This window comes from Streptomyces ambofaciens ATCC 23877 (genome assembly GCF_001267885.1).
Taxonomy (GTDB): Bacteria; Actinomycetota; Actinomycetes; order Streptomycetales; family Streptomycetaceae; genus Streptomyces; species Streptomyces ambofaciens.
Genome location: NZ_CP012382.1, coordinates 6,003,476 through 6,029,410 on the forward strand (window position 1 = coordinate 6,003,476; position 25,935 = coordinate 6,029,410).

8 protein-coding genes are annotated in these 25,935 nt (G+C 72.4%); 2 read left to right on the plus strand and 6 right to left on the minus strand.

Annotated features, from left to right (window positions below; all coding sequences use genetic code 11):
* Genes SAM23877_RS26705 through SAM23877_RS26730 form a run of 6 tightly spaced genes read right to left on the minus strand, consistent with a single transcriptional unit; the run spans position 1 to position 5,637 of the window.
* Positions 1-804 (minus strand): thioesterase II family protein, encoded by an 804-nt coding sequence (locus tag SAM23877_RS26705; RefSeq protein ID WP_053142893.1) that lies wholly within the window; start codon positions 802-804, stop codon positions 1-3.
* Entirely contained in the window at positions 801-1,772 is a 972-nt protein-coding gene (gene rfbB / locus SAM23877_RS26710) for a dTDP-glucose 4,6-dehydratase (RefSeq protein ID WP_053142895.1), read from the minus strand. The genes SAM23877_RS26705 and rfbB overlap by 4 nt, the downstream gene beginning before the upstream one ends.
* A gap of 49 nt (positions 1,773-1,821) precedes the next feature.
* Positions 1,822-2,700 (minus strand): glucose-1-phosphate thymidylyltransferase RfbA, encoded by an 879-nt coding sequence (gene rfbA / locus SAM23877_RS26715; protein ID WP_053138495.1) that lies wholly within the window; start codon positions 2,698-2,700, stop codon positions 1,822-1,824.
* 26 nt (positions 2,701-2,726) lie between these two features.
* Complete coding sequence (locus SAM23877_RS26720) at positions 2,727-3,893, minus strand: DegT/DnrJ/EryC1/StrS family aminotransferase (RefSeq protein WP_053138498.1); 1,167 nt, start codon at positions 3,891-3,893, stop codon at positions 2,727-2,729.
* Positions 3,890-4,435 (minus strand): sugar 3,4-ketoisomerase, encoded by a 546-nt coding sequence (locus tag SAM23877_RS41815; RefSeq protein ID WP_256359409.1) that lies wholly within the window; start codon positions 4,433-4,435, stop codon positions 3,890-3,892. The genes SAM23877_RS26720 and SAM23877_RS41815 overlap by 4 nt, the downstream gene beginning before the upstream one ends.
* Positions 4,426-5,637: a cytochrome P450 gene (locus SAM23877_RS26730; protein WP_053138501.1), complete on the minus strand. Its 1,212-nt coding sequence runs from the start codon at positions 5,635-5,637 to the stop codon at positions 4,426-4,428. The genes SAM23877_RS41815 and SAM23877_RS26730 overlap by 10 nt, the downstream gene beginning before the upstream one ends.
* A 546-nt stretch (positions 5,638-6,183) precedes the next feature.
* Between SAM23877_RS26730 and SAM23877_RS39245 the strand changes: the two genes are divergently transcribed.
* Positions 6,184-19,842: a type I polyketide synthase gene (locus SAM23877_RS39245; protein ID WP_053138504.1), complete on the plus strand. Its 13,659-nt coding sequence runs from the start codon at positions 6,184-6,186 to the stop codon at positions 19,840-19,842.
* 34 nt (positions 19,843-19,876) lie between these two features.
* Positions 19,877-25,876, plus strand: coding sequence for a type I polyketide synthase (locus SAM23877_RS37920; RefSeq protein WP_159041996.1), 6,000 nt, complete (start codon positions 19,877-19,879; stop codon positions 25,874-25,876).
* Positions 25,877-25,935 lie beyond the last annotated feature (59 nt).

The window sequence follows — 25,935 nt, forward strand, 5'->3', positions numbered from 1 at the left end:
TCACCCCGGGCGGACCCGCCGGACACCGCGCGTCCCGGCCGACAGCAGCGGCTCGAGCGTGTCGACCAGGGCCCCGCACACCTCCGCGGTCCGCTGGTACGGGAAGAAGTGGCCACCGGGGAAGGTGCGCGTCTCGACGTCGGACGCCGCCGCCTCGTGCCAGGCCGCCGCCTCGGCCGCGGTCACGGTGGGGTCGTCGGCGCCGGTGAACACGGTGAGGGGGCAGTCCAGCGGCGCCCCCGGGCGGTGGGCGTAGGCCGCCACGGCCCGGTAGTCGTTGCGGATCACGGGCAGCACCAGCCGGAGCAGCTCCGGATCGGCGAACACCTGGCTGTCGGTGCCGTCGAGCTTGCGGAGTTCCTCGACCAGCCGGTCGTCGTCGTAGAGGTGCACGGTCATCGGCCGGTCGACGGCGGGGGCCCGGCGCCCGGAGACCACCAGGCGCACCGGAGCCGCTCCCCGCCGCTGGAGCGCGCGGGCGACCTCGTAGGCCACCAGCGCGCCCATGCTGTGCCCGAACAGCACCACCGGGGGGCCGGCCTGCGCCTCCAGCAGGCCGGCCAGGGGCTCGGCCAGTCCCTCGATGGTGTCGACCAGCGGTTCGCTCCTGCGGTCCTGGCGCCCGGGGTACTGGACGGCCACGACCTCGATCCGGTCCGGCAGCTGCCGGGTGAACGGCAGGAACGAACTCGCCGAGCCGCCCGCGTGCGGGAAGCACACCAGCCGGACGGCGGGTGACGCGGACGGCTGGTACCGGCGGAGCCACAGGTCGAGCGGGTCCACGGATGCGGTCGTCACCGTCATCGCCCCCTCTTCGCGGGCGCCCACCACGCGCGGTTCTCCCGGTACCAGTGCACGGTCCGCTCCAGCCCTTCGTCGATGGTGATCCGCGGCGCGTAACCCAGCTCGTCCGCGATCTTGGTGTAGTCGACGGAGTAGCGCCGGTCGTGGCCCTTGCGGTCGGGCACCCGCCGCACCGCCGACCAGTCGGCTCCGCACAGTTTCAGCAGACGCTCCGTGAGCTCGACGTTGCTCAGCTCGGTGCCGCCGCCGATGTTGTAGACCTCGCCGGGCCGGCCGCCCCGGGCCACCAGGGCGATGCCCCGGCAGTGGTCGTCCACGTGCAGCCAGTCGCGCCGGTTGCCGCCGTCCCCGTAGAGCGGGACGGTCCCGCCGTCGAGGAGGCTGCTGGTGAACAGCGGGATGATCTTCTCCGGGTACTGGTAGGGCCCGTAGTTGTTGGAGCAGCGGGTGACGCACACCGGCAGTCCGTGCGTGCGGTGGTGGGCCAGCGCCAGCAGGTCGGAGGACGCCTTCGAGGCGGCGTAGGGCGAGTTGGGGTTCAGCGGGTGCTCCTCGGGCCAGGACCCCTCCTCGATGGAGCCGTACACCTCGTCCGTCGAGACGTGCACGAACAGCCCGGGGCGTACGGCCAGTGCCTCCTGGAGGAGGACCTGGGTGCCCAGCACGTTGGTGCGCACGAAGGCGTCGGCGTCGTCGATCGAGCGGTCCACGTGCGACTCGGCCGCGAAGTGCACCACCAGGTCGACCCCCGCCATCGCCTGGGTGACCGCGCCGCGGTCGCGGATGTCCCCCGGGAAGATCCGCAGCCGGGGACAGTCGCCCACCGGGGCCAGATTGGCCAGGTTGCCCGCGTAGGTGAGCGCGTCGAGCACCCTCACCTCGGGTTTGCCGAACTCCGGCAGGGAGCCGTCCAGCAGCGCGTTCACGAAGCGCGAGCCGATGAAGCCGGCGCCCCCGGTGACGAGGATCCGGGCCGGCGGCCGTCGGCCGGCGGAGCGGGCGGGCCGGCGCGGCGTCTCATTCGGTGCCTGCACGGGTGGCCACCTCCATCAGGTACGCGCCGTATCCGGAGGTGCCCAGTTCGCGGCCGAGCCGGTGGAGGGTGTCGGCGTCGATGAAGCCCATGCGCAGGGCGATCTCCTCGATGCAGGCGATCCGCACTCCCTGGCGCTGCTCGATGAGCTGGACGTACTGGCCGCCCTGGAGGAGGGAGTCGTGGGTGCCCATGTCGAGCCAGGCGAAGCCGTGGCCCAGTTCGATGAGCCGGGCGCGTTTCTGCTCCAGGTAGGTCCTGTTGACGTCCGTGATCTCGAGTTCGCCGCGCGCCGAGGGCCGGATGTTCTTGGCGATGTCGACCACGTCGTTGTCGTAGAGGTAGAGGCCGGTGACGGCGAGGTTGGAGCGGGGCCGGGCCGGTTTCTCCTCCAGGGACAGCAGTACGCCCTGGTCGTCGATCTCGCCGACGCCGTAGCGCTTCGGGTCGCTGACCGGGTAGCCGAACAGCACACAGCCGTCGAGGTGGCGGATGCTGCCCTGGAGCACGGCCGAGAAGCCGGGGCCGTGGAAGATGTTGTCGCCCAGGATGAGCGCGACCGGTGAGTCGCCGATGTGGTCGGTGCCGATGGTGATGGCCTGCGCTATGCCCTCGGGCTCGGCCTGTTCGGCGTAGGTGATGTCGAGGCCGAGGCGGGAGCCGTCGCCCAGCAGCCGCTGGAACAGCTCGATGTGCTGGGTGGAGGAGACGACGAGGATCTCGCGGATGCCGCCCAGCATCAGGACGGACAGCGGGTAGTAGATCATCGGCTTGTCGTAGACGGGCAGCAGTTGCTTGGACAGCGTGCCGGTCAAGGGGCGTAGGCGGGTCCCTCCGCCGCCTGCGAGGATGATCCCTTTCATTCCGGGACGCCCTGACATGACCTCGGTCATCGTTTCTCCGTCACTAGAGGAAAACGCTGGCCGTCCGGCGTCGGGTACGCCGCCAGCCCTGCGGACGCCGCCCGGACCGCCGCCACGACGGCGCGGGCCTCGTCCTCCCCGAGGTGCGGTCCCAGGGGAAGGCTGAGGCTCTGCGCCGCCAGGCGCTCACTGAGCGGGTGGGTCCCCGCCGGTGCGCCGGCCGGGTCGTCGGCGTAGGCCGGGGACCGGTGCGGGGGCACGGGGTAGTGGATCAGGGTCTGGACCCCGGCTCGTTCCAGCCGGCGGCGCAGCTCGTCGCGCTCCGCGCAGCGGATCACGTACAGGTGCCACACCGGGTCGGCCCAGGGAGCGGTGACCGGGACGGCGATCTGCGGTACCGGACCCAGGGCCCGCCCGTACCGTTCGGCCGTGCCGGCCCGGCGGGCGTTCCACGCGTCGAGCCGCGGCAGTTTGGCCCGCAGCACGGCCGCCTGGAACTCGTCGAGCCGGGAGTGGGTCGAGCGCACCTCGTGCCGGTACTTCTCCCGCGAGCCGCAGTTGCGCAGCAACCGGATCCGCTCGGCCACACCGGAGTCACCCGTGACCACCGCGCCGCCGTCCCCCATGGCGCCGAGGTTCTTGCCGGGGTAGAAGCTGAACGCGACCACGTGGCCCGAGCCGATCCTGCGGCCCCGGTAACGGGCGCCGTGGGCCTGCGCGGCGTCCTCGACCACGGCCAGGCCGTGCCGTCCGGCGATCGCCAGTAGCGGGTCGAGGTCGGCCGGGTGCCCGTGCAGGTGCACCGGCATCAGGGCTCTGGTCCGAGGGGTGAGCGCCGCCTCCACCAGCGCCGGGTCGAGGGAGAGCCCGTCCGGCGTCGGGTCGACGGCCACCGGCCGTGCCCCGGTAGCGGACACGGCCAGCCAGGTCCCGATGAAGGTGTGCGCGGGCACCACCACCTCGTCCCCGGGACCGATGTCCAGCGCCCGCAGGGACAGCTCCAGCGCGTCGCAGCCACTGCCCACCGCCACACAGTGGTCGTTGTCGCAGTACGCGGCGAACTCCTCCTCGAAGGCCGCGAGTTCCGCGTCGAGCAGATAGCGGCCGGAGGCGGACACCCGCTGCAGGGCCGCGTCGATCTCGGCTCGCAACTCCCGGTAGCCGGCGCCCGCGTCGAGGAAGGGGATGGTCATGTGAGGCTCCGTGCGTCATGCAGGAAGGTGTCGTAGTCGCGGTAGTAGTCGGACTCCTCGTAGTGCTGCGAGGCGAGGACCAGGGCCACGGTGTCGGGGTCGAAGTCCTTCAGGACGCGCCAGACCATGGGGCCGATGCAGAGTCCGGCTCCGGGTTCGTCCAGACGGTAGGTGGCGTGCTGGAAGCCGTCGTCGAGGGTGATGGAGAAGGCGCCGTGGACGGCGATGACGAGTTGTTCCAGGGTGCGGTGCGCGTGCAGGCCGCGCGGGGGAGAGGACTGGGTCTGGCCATGCATGTAGTAGACGCGTCGGACGGGGAAGTCCACGGTCACGCCGGACTCGATCACGGAGAGGCTGCCGCGCGGGTCGATGTGCTGCTCGAGCCTGATCAGCCGGCACGGCTTGATCCTGCCGACCCGCCGGGCAGGGAGCTCGGCTGTGTTCTCGGCGATGGCGGCGCTCCTTATCGGGCGGTCGTGAGGTCCAGGGCCGGCTCGGGACGGCCCTGGACTCCGGGACGAGACCCTCGGGTTCAGTTCCAGTCGACCCGGACGGGCAGGTACTTCGGAGTGAGCTGGTCGGCCTCGTAGAACACGGTGTGCTCGTGGTCGATGCGGAAGCCTTGGACCCGGTCCAGGAGGAGTTCGAGCATGACCTTGCCCTCCAGGCGGGCGAGGGCGGCACCCAGGCAGTGGTGGATGCCGTGCCCGAAGGCCATGTGCCGGGTGCCGTCCGAGCGGCGGATGTCGAAGGTGTCCGGGTCCGGGAAGTGCCGGGGGTCCCGGTTGGCGGACTGGCTCCAGGCGATCACCATCTGGCCCTTCTCCATGAGCGGACCGAGGACGGTGGTGTCCTCCTTGACGAACCGGAAGATGTTGTTGAAGGGGCTGCGGTAGCGCAGCGTCTCCTCGATCGCGCCGGGCACCAGGGAGCGATCGGCCCGCAGGTCCTCCAGCGCCTGCGGGTTCTCCTCCAGGACCAGGAACAGGTTGCTGAGCAGGGTGCTGGAGGAGACGTGCCCCGCCGTCAGGAGCAGCGCGACGATGTTGACGATCTCGACGTCGGTCAGCCGGCGGCCGTCCTGCTCCGCCTGGACCAGCCCGCTGACCAGGTCGTCGGCGGGCGCGTCCCGCTTGGCGTGGATCTGCTTCAGGAGGTAGTCGGTCATCTCCTTGAGCGCGGGCGCGATCGTCTCGGTGAAGTTGTCCGGGAGGTTCGGGTACTCCAGGCCCTCGTTCGTCAGCAGGGTGTCGACCCACTCCCGGAACAGGTCACGGTCGCCGGCGGGTATGCCCAGCAGTTCGGCGATCACGATGACCGGCAGCGCGTAGGACAGGTCACCCACGGCGTCGACGACGTCCTGCTGCCCCACCTTGTCCAGGAGCTCCTCGGTGATCGCGCGCACCCTGGGCTCCAGCCGGGCGATCCGTCGGGGGGTGAACGCCTGGCTCACCAGCTTGCGCATCGGTCCGTGCGCGGGCGGGTCCAGCGCGCCGATCGTGCCCGGACCGATGATCATCTCCAGTTCGGGCGGCGTCGGCATCACCATGTTGAAGTCCGAGGAGAAGAACTGCGGGTTGTTCGACACCGTCACGTAGTCGTCGTAGCCGAAGACCTGCCACGCCTGTCGGGTCTCGTCCCAGAACACCGGATGACGCGTCCTGTTGTACGCGAACCACTCAAGCAGCCCCCGGGCGTCCGCGTCCTTGCTCAGCTCCATCGGTCCCGTCACGGCCTCACCCATCAGTCGGACTCCTCGAAAAGCGGTGTGTGGACCGAACGCGCGGCACGGTGGTTCCGGTCCCGGTTACCGGCAGAGCTTAGGAATCTCCGGAGAATGTCGGCAAGGCGAACCTGACACAATGAGCTGCCGACTGAAATTCCGGCCGAGATGACGACCGGGGCGGAGCGGGACGGGCGCGGACGGGTCAGGGCGGGGCGGCACGGACCGCTCGGGGAGACCTGACATATTCGTCGCGAAGTGGTTGTCCCGCGCCGCGAGGTACTGAAATCTTCTCCGCTCGCCCAGGACTCCGCGTGCAGGTCACCGGAGTGCGCGACCGGCCGGGACGTCGGAGCGCCGACCCTGCGGACCTGGTGCGATGCCGTGTGGTCCCGCATGATCCCGCGCCGTCTCCGGTGACGAGAATCGGTGGACAATCTCCGAACTTGACACAATTGATTGTCGTTCACCGGCCGTTCCTGTCGCCCGGCAGTTCGCCCGCTGTACGCTCGGGAAGATCAAGAAAAGGCAGAAAAGCCACGGCGTGGTACGGCGAACATATGAGGGATGCAGGTGTCTGGAGAACTCGCGATTTCCCGCAGTGACGACCGGTCCGACGCCGTTGCCGTGGTCGGAATGGCGTGCCGGTTTCCCGGCGCCCCGGGAATTGCCGAATTCTGGAAACTGCTGACCGACGGAAGGGACGCGATCGGCCGGGACGCCGACGGCCGCCGGCGCGGCATGATCGAGGCGCCCGGCGACTTCGACGCCGCCTTCTTCGGCATGTCACCCCGCGAGGCCGCCGAGACCGACCCCCAGCAGCGCCTGATGCTCGAACTCGGCTGGGAGGCTCTGGAGGACGCCGGCATCGTCCCCGGCTCCCTGCGCGGCGAGGCGGTCGGCGTCTTCGTCGGGGCCATGCACGACGACTACGCCACCCTGCTCCACCGCGCCGGCGCGCCGGTCGGCCCCCACACCGCCACCGGCCTCCAGCGCGCCATGCTCGCCAACCGGCTCTCCTACGTCCTGGGGACGCGCGGCCCCAGCCTCGCGGTCGACACCGCCCAGTCGTCCTCCCTGGTCGCCGTGGCCCTCGCCGTCGAGAGCCTGCGGGCCGGCACCTCCCGCGTCGCCGTCGCCGGGGGCGTCAACCTGGTCCTCGCCGACGAGGGAACGGCCGCCATGGAACGCCTCGGCGCGCTGTCACCCGACGGCCGCTGCCACACCTTCGACGCCCGTGCCAACGGCTATGTCCGCGGTGAGGGCGGCGCCGCCGTCGTCCTGAAGCCCCTCGCCGACGCCCTGGCCGACGGGGACCCCGTGTACTGCGTGGTGCGTGGCGTCGCCGTCGGCAACGACGGCGGCGGCCCCGGGCTGACCGCTCCCGACCGCGAGGGACAGGAGGCGGTGCTCCGGGCCGCCTGCGCCCAGGCCCGGGTCGACCCCGCCGAGGTGCGTTTCGTCGAACTGCACGGCACGGGAACCCCGGTGGGCGACCCGGTCGAGGCACACGCCCTCGGCGCGGTGCACGGCTCCGGTCGGCCGGCCGACGACCCCCTGCTGGTGGGGTCGGTGAAGACCAACATCGGCCACCTGGAGGGCGCCGCCGGCATCGCGGGCCTGGTCAAGGCCGCACTGTGCCTGCGGGAACGCACCCTTCCCGGCTCGCTGAACTTCGCCACCCCCTCTCCGGCCATCCCGCTGGACCAGCTCCGGCTGAAGGTGCAGACCGCTGCCGCCGAGCTGCCGCTCGCCCCGGGCGGCGCACCCCTGCTGGCGGGTGTCAGTTCGTTCGGCATCGGTGGCACCAACTGCCATGTGGTCCTGGAACACCTGCCCTCCCGGCCCACCCCGGCCGTCTCCGTCGCCGCCTCGCTTCCGGACGTCCCGCCGCTGTTGTTGTCCGCGCGGTCGGAGGGGGCGTTGCGGGCGCAGGCGGTGCGGTTGGGTGAGTACGTGGAGCGGGTGGGCGCGGATCCGCGGGATGTGGCTTATTCGCTGGCTTCGACGCGGACTCTTTTCGAGCACCGTGCGGTGGTGCCGTGTGGTGGGCGTGGGGAGCTCGTCGCTGCTCTTGGTGGGTTTGCTGCCGGGAGGGTGTCTGGGGGTGTGCGGTCCGGGCGGGCTGTGCCGGGTGGGGTGGGGGTGTTGTTCACGGGTCAGGGTGCGCAGTGGGTTGGTATGGGGCGTGGGTTGTATGCGGGGGGTGGGGTGTTTGCGGAGGTGCTGGATGAGGTGTTGTCGATGGTGGGGGAGGTGGATGGTCGGTCGTTGCGGGATGTGATGTTCGGCGACGTCGACGTGGACGCGGGTGCCGGGGCTGATGCGGGTGCCGGTGCGGGTGCTGGGGTCGGTTCTGGTTCCGGTTCTGTGGGTGGGTTGTTGGGTCGGACGGAGTTTGCTCAGCCTGCGTTGTTTGCGTTGGAGGTGGCGTTGTTCCGGGCGTTGGAGGCTCGGGGTGTGGAGGTGTCGGTGGTGTTGGGTCATTCGGTGGGGGAGGTGGCTGCTGCGTATGTGGCGGGGGTGTTGTCGTTGGGTGATGCGGTGCGGTTGGTGGTGGCGCGGGGTGGGTTGATGGGTGGGTTGCCGGTGGGTGGGGGGATGTGGTCGGTGGGGGCGTCGGAGTCGGTGGTGCGGGGGGTTGTTGAGGGGTTGGGGGAGTGGGTGTCGGTTGCGGCGGTGAATGGGCCGCGGTCGGTGGTGTTGTCGGGTGATGTGGGTGTGCTGGAGTCGGTGGTTGCCTCGCTGATGGGGGATGGGGTGGAGTGCCGGCGGTTGGATGTGTCGCATGGGTTTCATTCGGTGTTGATGGAGCCGGTGTTGGGGGAGTTCCGGGGGGTTGTGGAGTCGTTGGAGTTCGGTCGGGTGCGGCCGGGTGTGGTGGTGGTGTCGGGTGTGTCGGGTGGGGTGGTGGGTTCGGGGGAGTTGGGGGATCCGGGGTATTGGGTGCGTCATGCGCGGGAGGCGGTGCGTTTCGCGGATGGGGTGGGGGTGGTGCGTGGTCTGGGTGTGGGGACGTTGGTGGAGGTGGGTCCGCATGGGGTGCTGACGGGGATGGCGGGTGAGTGCCTGGGGGCCGGTGATGATGTGGTGGTGGTGCCGGCGATGCGGCGGGGCCGTGCGGAGCGGGAGGTGTTCGAGGCGGCGCTGGCGACGGTGTTCACCCGGGACGCCGGCCTGGACGCCACGGCACTCCACACCGGGAGCACCGGCCGGCGCATCGACCTCCCCACCTACCCCTTCCAACGCCGTACCCACTGGTCGCCCGCGCTGAGCCGGCCGGTCACGGCCGACGCCGGGGCGGGTGTGACCGCCACCGATGCCGTGGGGCACAGCGTCTCCCCGGACCCGGAGAGCACCGAGGGGACGTCCCACAGGGACACGGACGACGAGGCGGACTCGGCGTCACCGGAGCCGATGTCCCCCGAGGATGCCGTCCGCCTGGTCCGCGAGAGCACCGCGGCCGTCCTGGGCCACGACGATCCCGGCGAGGTCGCGCTCGACCGCACCTTCACCTCCCAGGGCATGGACTCGGTGACCGCGGTCGAGCTGTGCGACCTGCTGAAGGGCGCCTCGGGGCTCCCCCTCGCCGCCACGCTGGTCTACGACCTGCCCACCCCGCGTGCCGTCGCCGAGCACATCGTGGAAGCCGCGGGCGGGCCGAAGGACTCGGTTGCCGGTGGGCCCGGAGTGCTCTCGTCGGCCGCGGTAGGGGTGTCGGACGCCCGGGGCGGCAGCCGGGACGACGACGACCCGATCGCCATCGTGGGTGTCGGCTGCCGGCTCCCCGGCGGCGTCGACTCGCGCGCCGCTCTCTGGGAGCTGCTGGAGTCCGGCGCCGACGCCATCTCGTCCTTCCCCACCGACCGCGGCTGGGACCTCGACGGGCTGTACGACCCCGAGCCCGGGACGCCCGGCAAGACCTATGTGCGGGAGGGCGGGTTCCTGCACTCGGCGGCCGAGTTCGACGCGGAGTTCTTCGGGATATCGCCGCGCGAGGCCACGGCCATGGACCCGCAGCAGCGCTTGCTGCTGGAAGCGTCGTGGGAGGCCCTCGAGGACGCCGGAGTGCTCCCCGAGTCACTGCGCGGCGGCGACGCCGGAGTGTTCGTCGGCGCCACCGCACCGGAGTACGGGCCGAGGCTTCACGAGGGAGCGGACGGATACGAGGGGTACCTGCTCACCGGCACCACCGCGAGCGTGGCCTCCGGCCGGATCGCCTACACCCTCGGCACCGGCGGACCGGCGCTCACCGTCGACACCGCGTGCTCCTCGTCCCTGGTGGCGCTGCACCTGGCCGTGCAGGCGCTGCGCCGGGGCGAGTGCGGGCTGGCTCTGGCGGGCGGCGCCACGGTGATGTCGGGGCCCGGCATGTTCGTGGAGTTCTCGCGGCAGCGCGGGCTCGCCCCCGACGGCCGCTGCATGCCGTTCTCCGCCGATGCCGACGGTACGGCCTGGTCCGAGGGTGTCGCCGTACTGGCACTGGAGCGGCTCTCCGACGCCCGGCGTGCGGGACACCGGGTGCTGGGCGTGGTGCGGGGCAGTGCGGTCAACCAGGACGGTGCCAGCAACGGCCTGACCGCTCCCAACCGCTCCGCGCAGGAGGGCGTCATCCGAGCTGCCCTGGCCGACGCCGGCCTCGCGCCGGGTGACGTGGACGCGGTGGAGGCGCACGGTACGGGGACGGCGCTGGGCGATCCGATCGAGGCGAGCGCGCTGCTGGCCACGTACGGGCGTGAGCGGGTGGGCGACCCCTTGTGGCTCGGGTCGCTGAAGTCCAACGTCGGTCACACCCAGGCCGCCGCGGGGGCCGCGGGTGTGGTCAAGATGCTGCTTGCCCTGGAGCACGGCACGCTGCCGCGGACACTTCACGCGGACCGGCCCAGCACGCACGTCGACTGGTCGTCGGGCACCGTCGCCCTGCTGGCAGAGGCGCGCCGGTGGCCCCGGCGGTCGGACCGCCCGCGCCGGGCGGCTGTGTCGTCGTTCGGGATCAGTGGGACGAACGCGCATCTGATCATCGAGGAGGCGCCGGAGTGGGTCGAGGACATCGACGGCGTCGCTGCTCCTGACCGCGGTACCGCGGACGCGGCTGCTCCGTCGCCGCTGTTGTTGTCCGCGCGGTCGGAGGGGGCGTTGCGGGCGCAGGCGGTGCGGTTGGGTGAGTACGTGGAGCGGGTGGGTGCGGATCCGCGGGATGTGGCTTATTCGCTGGCTTCGACGCGGACTCTTTTCGAGCACCGTGCGGTGGTGCCGTGTGGTGGGCGTGGGGAGCTCGTCGCTGCTCTTGGTGGGTTTGCTGCCGGGAGGGTGTCTGGGGGTGTGCGGTCCGGGCGGGCTGTGCCGGGTGGGGTGGGGGTGTTGTTCACGGGTCAGGGTGCGCAGTGGGTTGGTATGGGGCGTGGGTTGTATGCGGGGGGTGGGGTGTTTGCGGAGGTGCTGGATGAGGTGTTGTCGATGGTGGGGGAGGTGGATGGTCGGTCGTTGCGGGATGTGATGTTCGGCGACGTCGACGTGGACGCGGGTGCCGGGGCTGATGCGGGTGCCGGTGCGGGTGCTGGGGTCGGTTCTGGTTCCGGTTCTGTGGGTGGGTTGTTGGGTCGGACGGAGTTTGCTCAGCCTGCGCTGTTTGCGTTGGAGGTGGCGTTGTTCCGGGCGTTGGAGGCTCGGGGTGTGGAGGTGTCGGTGGTGTTGGGTCATTCGGTGGGGGAGGTGGCTGCTGCGTATGTGGCGGGGGTGTTGTCGTTGGGTGATGCGGTGCGGTTGGTGGTGGCGCGGGGTGGGTTGATGGGTGGGTTGCCGGTGGGTGGGGGGATGTGGTCGGTGGGGGCGTCGGAGTCGGTGGTGCGGGGGGTTGTTGAGGGGTTGGGGGAGTGGGTGTCGGTTGCGGCGGTGAATGGGCCGCGGTCGGTGGTGTTGTCGGGTGATGTGGGTGTGCTGGAGTCGGTGGTTGCCTCGCTGATGGGGGATGGGGTGGAGTGCCGGCGGTTGGATGTGTCGCATGGGTTTCATTCGGTGTTGATGGAGCCGGTGTTGGGGGAGTTCCGGGGGGTTGTGGAGTCGTTGGAGTTCGGTCGGGTGCGGCCGGGTGTGGTGGTGGTGTCGGGTGTGTCGGGTGGGGTGGTGGGTTCGGGGGAGTTGGGGGATCCGGGGTATTGGGTGCGTCATGCGCGGGAGGCGGTGCGTTTCGCGGATGGGGTGGGGGTGGTGCGTGGTCTGGGTGTGGGGACGTTGGTGGAGGTGGGTCCGCATGGGGTGCTGACGGGGATGGCGGGTGAGTGCCTGGGGGCCGGTGATGATGTGGTGGTGGTGCCGGCGATGCGGCGGGGCCGTGCGGAGCGGGAGGTGTTCGAGGCGGCGCTGGCGACGGTGTTCACCCGGGACGCCGGCCTGGACGCCACGGCACTCCACACCGGGAGCACCGGCCGGCGCATCGACCTCCCCACCTACCCCTTCCAACGCGACCGCTACTGGCTGGACCCCGTTCGCACCGCCGTGACCGGCGTCGAGCCCGCCGGTTCGCCGGCGGACGCTCGGGCCACTGAGCGGGGACGGTCGACGACGGCCGGGATCCGCTACCGCGTCGCTTGGCAGCCGGCCGTCGTCGACCGCGGCAACCCCGGGCCTGCCGGTCATGTGCTGCTTCTGGCCCCGGACGAGGACACGGCCGACTCCGGACTCGCCCCCGCGATCGCACGTGAACTCGCCGTGCGCGGGGCCGAGGTCCACACCGTCGCCGTGCCGGTCGGTACAGGCCGGGAGGCAGCCGGGGACCTGTTGCGGGCCGCCGGTGACGGTGCCGCCCGCAGCACCCGAGTTCTGTGGCTCGCCCCGGCCGAGCCGGACGCGGCCGACGCCGTCGCCCTCGTCCAGGCGCTGGGCGAGGCGGTACCCGAAGCCCCGCTCTGGATCACCACCCGTGAGGCGGCGGCCGTGCGGCCGGACGAGACCCCTTCCGTCGGGGGCGCTCAGCTGTGGGGACTCGGACAGGTCGCCGCGCTCGAACTGGGGCGGCGCTGGGGCGGCTTGGCGGACCTGCCCGGGAGTGCGTCGCCCGCGGTGCTCCGTACGTTCGTCGGGGCGCTGCTCGCCGGGGGAGAGAACCAGTTCGCGGTACGGCCCTCCGGCGTCCATGTCCGCCGTGTGGTTCCCGCGCCCGTCCCCGTCCCGGCCTCCGCTCGCACCGTCACCACGGCCCCCGCCACCGCCGTCGGCGAGGACGCACGGAACGACACCTCGGACGTGGTCGTGCCGGACGACCGGTGGTCCTCCGGCACCGTACTGATCACCGGGGGCACCGGTGCCCTGGGTGCGCAGGTCGCCCGCAGGCTCGCCCGGTCGGGCGCCGCGCGTCTGCTCCTGGTGGGCCGGCGCGGCGCGGCCGGCCCCGGAGTGGGCGAACTCGTCGAGGAGCTGACGGCGCTCGGTTCCGAAGTGGCCGTCGAGGCCTGCGACGTCGCCGACCGGGACGCACTGGCCGCGCTCCTCGCGGGCCTCCCCGAGGAGCGGCCCCTCGTCGCCGTACTGCACGCGGCAGGTGTGCTCGACGACGGTGTGCTCGACTCGCTCACCTCCGACCGGGTGGACGCCGTACTGCGGGCCAAGGTCACCGCCGCCCGTCACCTGGACGAGCTGACCGCGGACCTTCCGCTCGACGCCTTCGTGCTCTTCTCCTCCATCGTCGGCGTGTGGGGCAACGGAGGGCAGGCCGCCTACGCGGCCGCCAACGCCGCGCTCGACGCCCTGGCGCAGCGGCGCCGGGCCAGGGGAGCCCGTGCCGCCTCGATCGCCTGGGGGCCGTGGGCCGGTGCCGGAATGGCCTCCGGAACGGCGGCGAAGTCCTTCGAACGGGACGGCGTCACGGCCCTGGACCCCGAGCGCGCGCTCGACGTCCTCGACGACGTGGTGGGCGCCGGCGGGACCTCTGCCGCAGGGACGCACGCGGCCGGCGAGAGCTCCCTGCTCGTCGCCGACGTGGACTGGGAGACCTTCGTCGGGCGTTCGGTCACCCGCCGTACCTGGTCGCTCTTCGACGGCGTCTCCGCCGCCCGTTCGGCGCGTGCCGGCCATGCCGCGGACGACCGTGCCGCTCTCACCCCAGGGACGCGGCCGGGCGACGGCGCACCGGGCGGGAGCGGGCAGGACGGGGGCGAGGGCCGGCCGTGGCTCTCCGTCGGCCCCTCGCCGGCGGAACGCCGTCGTGCTCTGCTCACGCTTGTGCGCTCGGAGGCCGCCGGGATCCTGCGCCACGCCTCGGCCGACGCGGTCGACCCGGAGCTGGCCTTCCGGTCCGCCGGGTTCGACTCCCTCACCGTTCTCGAACTGCGTAACCGCCTGACCGCTGCCACCGGCCTGAACCTGCCGAACACGCTGCTCTTCGACCACCCGACCCCCCTCTCGCTCGCCTCCCACCTGCACGACGAACTGTTCGGTCCCGACAGCGAGGCGGAGCCGGCAGCGGCCGCCCCCACGCCGGTCATGGCCGACGAGCGTGAGCCGATCGCGATCGTGGGCATGGCGTGCCGTTACCCGGGCGGTGTGGCGTCGCCGGACGACCTGTGGGACCTGGTGGCCGGTGACGGGCACACGCTCTCCCCGTTCCCGGCCGACCGTGGCTGGGACGTCGAGGGGCTGTACGACCCGGAGCCGGGGGTGCCGGGCAAGAGCTATGTACGGGAAGGCGGGTTCCTGCGTTCCGCGGCCGAGTTCGACGCGGAGTTCTTCGGGATATCGCCGCGCGAGGCCACGGCCATGGACCCGCAGCAGCGGTTGCTGCTGGAGACGTCGTGGGAGGCGCTGGAGCGGGCCGGCATCGTTCCGGACTCGCTGCGCGGCACCCGGACCGGTGTCTTCAGCGGCATCTCCCAGCAGGACTACGCGACCCAGCTGGGGGACGCCGCCGACACCTACGGCGGGCATGTGCTCACGGGGACCCTCGGCAGTGTGATCTCCGGTCGGGTTGCCTATGCGTTGGGGTTGGAGGGGCCGGCGCTGACGGTGGACACGGCGTGTTCGTCGTCGTTGGTGGCGTTGCATCTGGCGGTGCAGTCGTTGCGGCGGGGTGAGTGTGATCTGGCGTTGGCCGGTGGGGTGACGGTGATGGCGACGCCGACGGTGTTCGTGGAGTTCTCGCGGCAGCGGGGGCTGGCGGCGGACGGGCGGTGCAAGGCGTTCGCGGAGGGTGCGGACGGGACGGCGTGGGCGGAGGGTGTGGGTGTGCTGCTGGTGGAGCGGCTTTCCGACGCGCGCCGCAACGGTCATCGGGTGCTGGCGGTGGTGCGGGGCAGTGCGGTCAATCAGGACGGTGCGAGCAATGGGCTGACGGCGCCGAGTGGTCCGGCGCAGCAGCGGGTGATCCGTGAGGCGCTGGCTGATGCGGGGCTGGTGCCCGCCGACGTGGATGTGGTGGAGGCGCACGGTACGGGGACGGCGCTGGGTGATCCGATCGAGGCGGGTGCGCTGCTGGCCACGTACGGGCGGGAGCGGGTCGGCGATCCGTTGTGGCTCGGGTCGTTGAAGTCGAACATCGGGCATGCGCAGGCGGCTGCGGGTGTGGGTGGTGTGATCAAGGTGGTGCAGGGGATGCGGCATGGGTCGTTGCCGCGGACGCTGCATGTGGATGCGCCGTCGTCGAAGGTGGAGTGGGCTTCGGGTGCGGTGGAGCTGCTGACCGAGACCCGGTCGTGGCCGCGGCGGGTGGAGCGGGTGCGGCGGGCCGCGGTGTCGGCGTTCGGGGTGAGCGGGACCAACGCCCATGTGGTCCTGGAGGAAGCGCCGGCGGAGGCCGGGAGCGAGCACGGGGACGGCCCTGAACCTGAGCGGCCCGACGCGGTGACGGGTCCGTTGTCGTGGGTGCTTTCTGCGCGGTCGGAGGGGGCGTTGCGGGCGCAGGCGGTGCGGTTGCGTGAGTGTGTGGAGCGGGTGGGTGCGGATCCGCGGGATGTGGCGGGGTCGTTGGTGGTGTCGCGTGCGTCGTTCGGTGAGCGTGCGGTGGTGGTGGGCCGGGGGCGTGAGGAGTTGCTGGCGGGTCTGGATGTGGTGGCTGCCGGGGCTCCTGTGGGTGTGTCTTCGGGGGCCGGTGCTGTGGTGCGGGGGAGTGCGGTGCGGGGTCGTGGGGTGGGGGTGTTGTTCACGGGTCAGGGTGCGCAGTGGGTTGGTATGGGGCGTGGGTTGTATGCGGGGGGTGGGGTGTTTGCGGAGGTGCTGGATGAGGTGTTGTCGGTGGTGGGGGAGGTGGATGGTCGGTCGTTGCGGGATGTGATGTTCGCGGATGCTGACTCGGTTTTGGGTGGGTTGTTGGGTCGGACGGAGTTTGCTCAGCCTGCGTTGTTTGCGTTGGAGGTGGCGTTGTTCCGGGCGTTGGAGGCTCGGGGTGTGGAGGTGTCGGTGGTGTTGGGTCATTCGGTGGGGGAGGTGGCTGCTGCGTATGTGGCGGGGGTGTTGTCGTTGGGTGATGCGGTGCGGTTGGTGGTGGCGCGGGGTGGGTTGATGGGTGGGTTGCCGGTGGGTGGGGGGATGTGGTCGGTGGGGGCGTCGGAGTCGGTGGTGCGGGGGGTTGTTGAGGGGTTGGGGGAGTGGGTGTCGGTTGCGGCGGTGAATGGGCCGCGGTCGGTGGTGTTGTCGGGTGATGTGGGTGTGCTGGAGTCGGTGGTTGTCACGCTGATGGGGGATGGGGTGGAGTGCCGGCGGTTGGATGTGTCGCATGGGTTTCATTCGGTGTTGATGGAGCCGGTGTTGGGGGAGTTCCGGGGGGTTGTGGAGTCGTTGGAGTTCGGTCGGGTGCGGCCGGGTGTGGTGGTGGTGTCGGGTGTGTCGGGTGGGGTGGTGGGTTCGGGGGAGTTGGGGGATCCGGGGTATTGGGTGCGTCATGCGCGGGAGGCGGTGCGTTTCGCGGATGGGGTGGGGGTGGTGCGTGGTCTGGGTGTGGGGACGTTGGTGGAGGTGGGTCCGCATGGGGTGCTGACGGGGATGGCGGGTCAGTGCCTGGAGGCCGGTGATGATGTGGTGGTGGTGCCGGCGATGCGGCGGGGCCGTCCGGAGCGGGAGGTGTTCGAGGCGGCGCTGGCGACGGTGTTCACCCGGGACGCCGGCCTCGACGCCACGACACTCCACACCGGGAGCACCGGCCGACGCATCGACCTCCCCACCTACCCCTTCCAACACAACCGCTACTGGGCAACCGGCTCAGTGACCGGTGCGACCGGCACCTCGGCAGCCGCGCGCTTCGGCCTGGAGTGGAAGGACCACCCCTTCCTCAGCGGCGCCACGCCGATAGCCGGCTCCGGCGCGCTGCTCCTCACCGGCAGGGTGGGGCTCGCTGCCCACCCGTGGCTGGCCGACCACGCCATCTCCGGCACGGTGCTGCTCCCCGGAACGGCGATCGCCGACCTGCTGCTGCGGGCGGTCGAGGAGGTCGGCGCCGGAGGGGTCGAGGAACTGACGCTCCATGAGCCCCTGCTCCTCCCCGAGCGAGGCGGCCTGCACGTCCAGGTGCTGGTCGAGGCGGCCGACGAGCAGGGACGGCGTGCCGTGGCAGTCGCCGCACGCCCGGAGGGCCCTGGGCGGGACGGTGAGGAACAGGAGTGGACCCGGCACGCGGAAGGCGTGCTCACCTCCACCGAGACGGCCGTTCCGGACATGGGCTGGGCCGCCGGGGCCTGGCCGCCGCCCGGTGCCGAGCCGATCGACGTCGAGGAGCTGTACGACGCGTTCGCCGCGGACGGCTACGGCTACGGCCCGGCCTTCACCGCACTGTCCGGCGTGTGGCGTCTCGGCGACGAACTCTTCGCCGAGGTGCGGCGGCCCGCGGGGGGCGCGGGCACGACCGGTGACGGTTTCGGCGTCCACCCCGCACTCTTCGATGCGGCCCTCCACCCGTGGCGCGCCGGCGGGCTGCTGCCCGACACGGGCGGCACCACCTGGGCGCCGTTCTCCTGGCAGGGCATCGCGCTCCACACCACCGGAGCCGAGACGCTCCGCGTCAGACTGGCCCCTGCGGCCGGCGGCACCGAGTCGGCCTTCTCCGTACAGGCCGCCGACCCGGCGGGCACCCCGGTCCTCACCCTCGACGCACTGCTGCTCCGCCCGGTGACCCTGGGGAGGGCCGACGCGCCGCAACCGCTGTACCGCGTCGACTGGCAGCCGGTCGGCCAGGGGACCGAGGCCTCCGGCGCCCAGGGCTGGACGGTGCTCGGGCAGGCCGCGGCCGAGACGGTCGCGCAGCCCGCCGCCCATGCGGACCTCACCGCCCTGCGTACGGCTGTGGCCGCGGCGGGAACACCCGTGCCCCGGCTGGTGGTCGTGTCGCCGGTGGACACCCGGCTGGACGAGGGGCCGGTGCTGGCGGACGCCGAGGCTCGGGCCCGTGCGGGTGACGGCTGGGACGACGATCCCCTACGTGTCGCCCTCGGGCGCGGCCTGACCCTGGTCCGGGAGTGGGTCGAGGACGAACGGTTGGCGGACTCCCGGCTCGTCGTCCTCACCCGTGGCGCGGTGGCGGCCGGTCCCGGCGATGTGCCGGACCTGACAGGTGCGGCCCTGTGGGGGCTGCTCCGCTCCGCGCAGTCGGAGTATCCGGACCGCTTCACCCTCATCGACGTGGACGATTCCCCCGAGTCCCGTGCGGCTCTGCCCCGGGCTCTGGGATCGGCCGAGCGACAACTCGCCCTGCGGACGGGCGACGTGCTGGCGCCGGCCCTGGTCCCGATGGCCACCCGGCCGGCGGAGACCACTCCAGCGACGGCGGTCGCCTCGGCGACAACACAGACACAGGTCACCGCGCCCGCTCCCGACGACCCGGCTGCGGATGCCGTGTTCGACCCGGCGGGCACCGTACTGATCACCGGCGGCACCGGCGCCCTGGGACGGCGTGTCGCCTCGCACCTCGCGCGCCGGTACGGCGTACGCCACATGCTTCTGGTCAGCAGGCGTGGACCGGACGCCCCCGAGGCCGGTCCCCTGGAACGGGAACTCGCCGGTCTCGGAGTCACCGCCACCTTCCTGGCATGCGACCTCACCGACATCGAGGCCGTACGGAAGGCCGTCGCCGCGGTGCCGTCGGACCACCCGCTGACCGGTGTGGTGCACACCGCCGGCGTGCTGGACGACGGCGCCCTGACCGGCCTGACCCGGCAACGCCTCGACACCGTGCTGCGGCCCAAGGCCGACGCCGTGCGGAACCTCCACGAGGCGACCCTCGACCGGCCGCTGCGCGCGTTCGTCCTGTTCTCCGCCGCCGCCGGACTCCTGGGCCGCCCCGGGCAGGCCTCCTACGCCGCCGCCAACGCGGTCCTCGACGCGCTCGCGGGAGCCCGCCGCGCGGCCGGACTGCCCGCAGTGTCCCTGGCGTGGGGCCTGTGGGACGAGCAGACGGGCATGGCAGGAGGCCTCGACGAGATGGCCCTGCGCGTGCTGCGCCGGGACGGCATCGCCGCGATGCCTCCGGAGCAGGGGCTCGAACTGCTCGACCTGGCCCTGACCGGACACCGGGACGGACCCGCCGTCCTCGTCCCCCTCCTCCTCGACGGCGCGGCCCTGCGCCGCACGGCGAAGGAGCGCGGCGCGGCCACGATGTCCCCCTTGCTGCGCGCCCTGCTGCCCGCCGCCCTGCGCCGCAGCGGTGGAGCCGGCGCCCCCGCGGCGGCCGACCGGCACGGCAAGGAGGCGGACCCCGGTGCGGGACGCCTCGCAGGGATGGTGGCACTCGAAGCGGCGGAGCGTTCCGCGGCCGTCCTTGAGCTGGTCACCGAACAGGTCGCCGAGGTCCTCGGCTACGCGTCGGCCGCGGAGATCGAGCCCGAACGACCCTTCCGGGAGATCGGCGTCGACTCCCTGGCGGCGGTGGAGCTGCGCAACCGGCTCAGCCGTCTGGTCGGCCTGCGGTTGCCGACCACGCTGTCCTTCGACCACCCCACGCCGAAGGACATGGCGCAGCACATCGACGGGCAGCTCCCCCGCCCGGCCGGAGCCTCGCCCGCGGACGCAGCGCTGGAAGGGATCGGCGACCTCGCGCGGGCGGTCGCCCTGCTGGGCACGGGCGACGCCCGCCGGGCCGAGGTACGAGAGCAGCTCGTCGGACTGCTGGCCGCGCTCGACCCACCTGGGCGGAGCGGCACCGCCGCACCCGGCGTCCCCTCCGGTGCCGATGGCGCGGAACCGACCGTGACGGACCGGCTCGACGAGGCGACCGACGACGAGATCTTCGCCTTCCTGGACGAGCAGCTGTGACCACACCGTGGACCGACCGCATGCCGAGGAGTTGGTGGCAGCAATGACCGCCGAGAACGACAAGATCCGCAGCTACCTGAAGCGTGCCACCGCCGAACTGCACCGGACCAAGTCCCGCCTGGCCGAGGTCGAGTCGGCGAGCCGCGAGCCGATCGCGATCGTGGGCATGGCGTGCCGTTACCCGGGCGGTGTGGCGTCGCCGGACGACCTGTGGGACCTGGTGGCAGCCGGTACGGACGCGGTCTCCGCGTTCCCCGTCGACCGTGGCTGGGACGTCGAGGGGCTGTACGACCCCGATCCGGAGGCGGTGGGGCGTAGTTACGTGCGGGAGGGCGGGTTCCTGCACTCGGCGGCCGAGTTCGACGCGGAGTTCTTCGGGATCTCGCCCCGTGAGGCGGCGGCGATGGATCCGCAGCAGCGGTTGCTGCTGGAGACGTCGTGGGAGGCGCTGGAGCGGGCGGGGATCGTCCCCGCGTCGCTGCGCGGCACCCGTACCGGCGTCTTCACCGGCGTCATGTACGACGACTACGGGTCGCGGTTCGACTCGGCTCCGCCGGAGTACGAGGGCTACCTCGTGAACGGCAGCGCCGGCAGCATCGCGTCCGGTCGGGTTGCCTATGCGTTGGGGTTGGAGGGGCCGGCGCTGACGGTGGACACGGCGTGTTCGTCGTCGTTGGTGGCGTTGCATCTGGCGGTGCAGTCGTTGCGGCGGGGTGAGTGTGATCTGGCGTTGGCCGGTGGGGTGACGGTGATGGCGACGCCGACGGTGTTCGTGGAGTTCTCGCGGCAGCGGGGGCTGGCGGCGGACGGGCGGTGCAAGGCGTTCGCGGAGGGTGCGGACGGGACGGCGTGGGCCGAGGGTGTGGGCGTGCTGCTGGTGGAGCGGCTCTCCGACGCCCGCCGCAATGGCCATCGGGTGCTGGCGGTGGTGCGGGGCAGTGCGGTCAATCAGGACGGTGCGAGCAACGGGCTGACGGCGCCGAGTGGTCCTGCGCAGCAGCGGGTGATCCGTGAGGCGCTGGCCGACGCGGGGCTGACGCCCGCCGACGTCGACGCGGTCGAGGCGCACGGCACCGGCACACCCCTGGGCGACCCCATCGAGGCGGGTGCGTTGCTGGCCACCTATGGCAGTGAGCGCCAGGGCCAAGGTCCGTTGTGGTTGGGGTCGTTGAAGTCGAACATCGGGCATGCGCAGGCGGCTGCGGGTGTGGGTGGCGTGATCAAGGTGGTGCAGGCGATGCGGCATGGGTCGTTGCCGCGGACGCTGCATGTGGATGCGCCGTCGTCGAAGGTGGAGTGGGCTTCGGGTGCGGTGGAGCTGCTGACCGAGACCCGGTCGTGGCCGCGGCGGGTGGAGCGGGTGCGGCGGGCCGCGGTGTCGGCGTTCGGGGTGAGCGGGACCAACGCCCATGTGGTCCTGGAGGAAGCGCCGGCGGAGGCCGGGAGCGAGCACGGGGACGGCCCTGAACCCGAGCGGCCCGACGCGGTGACGGGTCCGTTGTCGTGGGTGCTTTCTGCGCGGTCGGAGGGGGCGTTGCGGGCGCAGGCGGTGCGGTTGCGTGAGTGTGTGGAGCGGGTGGGTGCGGATCCGCGGGATGTGGCGGGGTCGTTGGTGGTGTCGCGTGCGTCGTTCGGTGAGCGTGCGGTGGTGGTGGGCCGGGGGCGTGAGGAGTTGCTGGCGGGTCTGGATGTGGTGGCTGCCGGGGCTCCTGTGGGTGTGTCCGGGGGCGTGTCTTCGGGGGCCGGTGCTGTGGTGCGGGGGAGTGCGGTGCGGGGTCGTGGGGTGGGGGTGTTGTTCACGGGTCAGGGTGCGCAGTGGGTTGGTATGGGGCGTGGGTTGTATGCGGGGGGTGGGGTGTTTGCGGAGGTGCTGGATGAGGTGTTGTCGGTGGTGGGGGAGGTGGGGGGTTGGTCGTTGCGGGATGTGATGTTCGGCGACGTCGACGTGGACGCGGGTGCCGGGGCTGATGCGGGTGTCGGTTCGGGTGTTGGTGTGGGTGGGTTGTTGGGTCGGACGGAGTTTGCTCAGCCTGCGTTGTTTGCGTTGGAGGTGGCGTTGTTCCGGGCGTTGGAGGCTCGGGGTGTGGAGGTGTCGGTGGTGTTGGGTCATTCGGTGGGGGAGGTGGCTGCTGCGTATGTGGCGGGGGTGTTGTCGTTGGGTGATGCGGTGCGGTTGGTGGTGGCGCGGGGTGGGTTGATGGGTGGGTTGCCGGTGGGTGGGGGGATGTGGTCGGTGGGGGCGTCGGAGTCGGTGGTGCGGGGGGTTGTTGAGGGGTTGGGGGAGTGGGTGTCGGTTGCGGCGGTGAATGGGCCGCGGTCGGTGGTGTTGTCGGGTGATGTGGGTGTGCTGGAGTCGGTGGTTGCCTCGCTGATGGGGGATGGGGTGGAGTGCCGGCGGTTGGATGTGTCGCATGGGTTTCATTCGGTGTTGATGGAGCCGGTGTTGGGGGAGTTCCGGGGGGTTGTGGAGTCGTTGGAGTTCGGTCGGGTGCGGCCGGGTGTGGTGGTGGTGTCGAGTGTGTCGGGTGGGGTGGTGGGTTCGGGGGAGTTGGGGGATCCGGGGTATTGGGTGCGTCATGCGCGGGAGGCGGTGCGTTTCGCGGATGGGGTGGGGGTGGTGCGTGGTCTGGGTGTGGGGACGTTGGTGGAGGTGGGTCCGCATGGGGTGCTGACGGGGATGGCGGGTGAGTGCCTGGGGGCCGGTGATGATGTGGTGGTGGTGCCGGCGATGCGGCGGGGCCGTGCGGAGCGGGAGGTGTTCGAGGCGGCGCTGGCGACGGTGTTCACCCGGGACGCCGGCCTGGACGCCACGACACTCCACACCGGGAGCACCGGCCGACGCATCGACCTCCCCACCTACCCCTTCCAACACGACCGCTACTGGCTGGCCGCCCCGTCCCGGCCCAGGACGGACGGGCTGTCGGCGGCGGGTCTGCGCGAGGTGGAGCACCCCCTGCTCACCGCCGCCGTGGAACTGCCCGGCACCGACACCGAGGTGTGGACCGGCCGCATATCCGCTGCCGACCTGCCCTGGCTCGCCGACCACCTGGTGTGGGACCGAGGCGTGGTGCCGGGGACCGCGCTGCTGGAGACGGTGCTCCAGGTGGGAAGCCGGATCGGTCTGCCGCGCGTCGCCGAACTGGTCCTGGAGACGCCGCTGACCTGGACGTCGGACCGCCCGCTCCAGGTCCGGATCGTCGTGACCGCTGCCGCCACCGCCCCCGGGGGCGCGCGTGAGCTGACCCTCCACTCGCGGCCCGAGCCCGTGGCCGCCTCCTCGTCCTCCCCGAGTCCCGCCTCTCCCCGGCACCTCACGGCGCAGGAGAGCGACGACGACTGGACCCGGCATGCCTCAGGGCTGCTCGCCCCGGCTGCCGGCCTCGCCGACGACTTCGCCGAGCTCACCGGCGCCTGGCCCCCCGTCGGCGCCGAGCCCCTCGACCTCGCCGGTCAGTACCCGCTCTTCGCAGCCGCCGGAGTGCGCTACGAAGGCGCCTTCCGAGGGCTGCGCGCGGCATGGCGTCGAGGCGACGAGGTCTTCGCCGACGTACGGCTGCCCGACGCGCACGCGGTCGACGCTGATCGTTACGGGGTGCACCCCGCCCTGCTCGACGCGGTGCTCCACCCGATCGCGTCGCTGGACCCGCTGGGCGACGGCGGGCACGGTCTGCTGCCGTTCTCCTGGACCGACGTACAGGGACACGGCGCCGGCGGACACGCCCTCCGGGTACGGGTGGCGGCCGTCGACGGCGGCGCGGTGTCGGTCACCGCGGCCGACCACGCGGGCAACCCGGTGTTATCCGCCCGGTCCCTGGCACTGCGTCGTATCACCGCGGACCGGCTTCCCGCCGCGCCCGTCGCCCCTCTCTACCGCGTGGACTGGCTGCCGTTCCCGGGTCCGGTGCCCGTATCCGCGGGCGGCCGCTGGGCGGTCGTCGGACCCGAGGCCGAAGCCACGGCTGCCGGACTGCGTGCGGTGGGCCTCGACGTGCGTACCCATGCGCTCCCCCTCGGAGAGCCCCTGCCTCCGCAGGCCGGTACCGACGCGGAGGTGATCATCCTCGACCTGACCACCACCGCAGCCGGCCGTACGGCGTCGGACGGGGGGCGGCTCAGTCTCCTCGACGAGGTGCGTGCGACGGTGCGCCGGACCCTCGAAGCCGTACAGGCCCGCCTCGCCGACACCGAAACGGCCCCCGACGTCGACGTCCGTACGGCCGCGCGCCCCCGCACAGCCGCCCGTACAAGCCCCCGCGTGGACACCCGCACGGGAGCCCGCACCGCTGACGGCCCCCGGCTCGTCGTCCTGACCCGGGGCGCGGCCGGACCCGAGGGAGGCGCGGCCGATCCCGCGGGTGCCGCTGTCTGGGGGCTCGTCCGGGTCGCCCAGGCCGAACAGCCCGGCCGCTTCACCCTGGTGGACGTCGACGGCACCCAGGCGTCGCTGCGGGCCCTGCCCGGTCTGCTGGCCACGGATGCCGGCCAGTCGGCCGTGCGCGACGGACGTGTCACCGTCCCGCGCCTCGTCCCGGTGGCCGACCCCGTCCCCCACGGCGGCGGCACGGCGGCCGACGGGACGGGTGCCGGCGAGCCGTCCGCGACCCTGGACCCCGAAGGCACCGTGCTGATCACCGGCGGCACCGGAGCACTGGCCGCGGAAACCGCCCGGCACCTGGTCGACCGGCACAAGGTGCGCCATCTCCTGCTGGTGGGCAGGCGCGGTCCCGACGCACCCGGCGTCGATCGACTGGTCGCCGAGTTGACCGAGTCGGGTGCCGAGGTCGCCGTACGGGCCTGTGACGTCACGGACCGCGACGCCCTGCGCCGCCTGCTCGACGCACTCCCCGACGAACACCCGCTGACCTGCGTGGTGCACACCGCCGGGGTGCTCGACGACGGCGTGCTCTCCGCCCAGACGGCCGAGCGGATCGACACGGTGCTCCGGCCCAAGGCCGACGCCGCCGTCCACCTGGACGAGCTGACCCGGGAGATCGGACGGGTGCCCCTGGTGCTGTACTCCTCGGTCTCGGCCACCCTGGGCAGCGCGGGGCAGGCCGGGTACGCGGCGGCCAACGCCTTCATGGACGCGCTGGCCGCCCGGCGGTGCGCCGCCGGGCACCCCGCGCTGTCGCTCGGCTGGGGCTGGTGGTCCGGGGTGGGTCTCGCCACCGGACTGGACGGAGCGGACGCGGCGCGGGTCAGGCGCTCGGGTCTCGCCCCGCTCGACGCCGGCGCCGCACTGGACCTGCTCGACCGGGCGCTGACCCGGCCCGAGCCGGCCCTGCTGCCCGTGCGGCTCGACCTGCGCGCCGCGGCCGGTGCCACCGCTCTCCCGGAGGTCCTGCGTGACCTGGCCGGCGTACCGGCGGACGCCCGCAGCACGCCCGGGGCCGCGGCGGGCACCGGGGACGAGGACGGTGCCGTGCGCCCTGCCCCCGCCCCGGCCGACGCCGCCGGGACGCTGGCCGCGCGGCTCGCGGGACGTTCCGCACCCGAGCGTACGGCTCTCCTGCTCGACCTGGTGCGGACCGAGGTCGCGGCGGTGCTCGGACACGGCGACCCCGCCGCGATCGGCGCCGCCCGCACCTTCAAGGACGCCGGATTCGACTCCCTCACCGCTGTCGACCTCCGCAACCGGCTGAACACACGCACCGGACTGCGGCTGCCCGCGACCCTCGTCTTCGACCACCCCACACCGCTCGCCCTCGCCGAACTCCTGCTCGACGGGCTGGAGGCGGCCGGTCCAGCGGAACCGGCCGCTGAGGTCCCGGACGAAGCGGCCGGTGCCGAGACCCTGTCCGGCGTGATCGACCGGCTGGAACGCAGCCTCGCCGCGACCGACGACGGCGACGCCCGGGTCCGCGCGGCACGGCGGCTGCGCGGCCTGCTGGACGCGCTCCCCGCCGGTCCCGGTGCCGCGTCCGGTCCGGATGCCGGAGAGCACGCCCCCGGTCGCGGCGACGTGGTGATCGACCGGCTCAGGTCGGCCTCCGACGACGACTTGTTCGACCTGCTCGACAGCGACTTCCAGTGAGCCGGACCGCGCCGCGCGCCGACCGCTGAACCGCTCTTCACCCAGACCCACGAGACCAC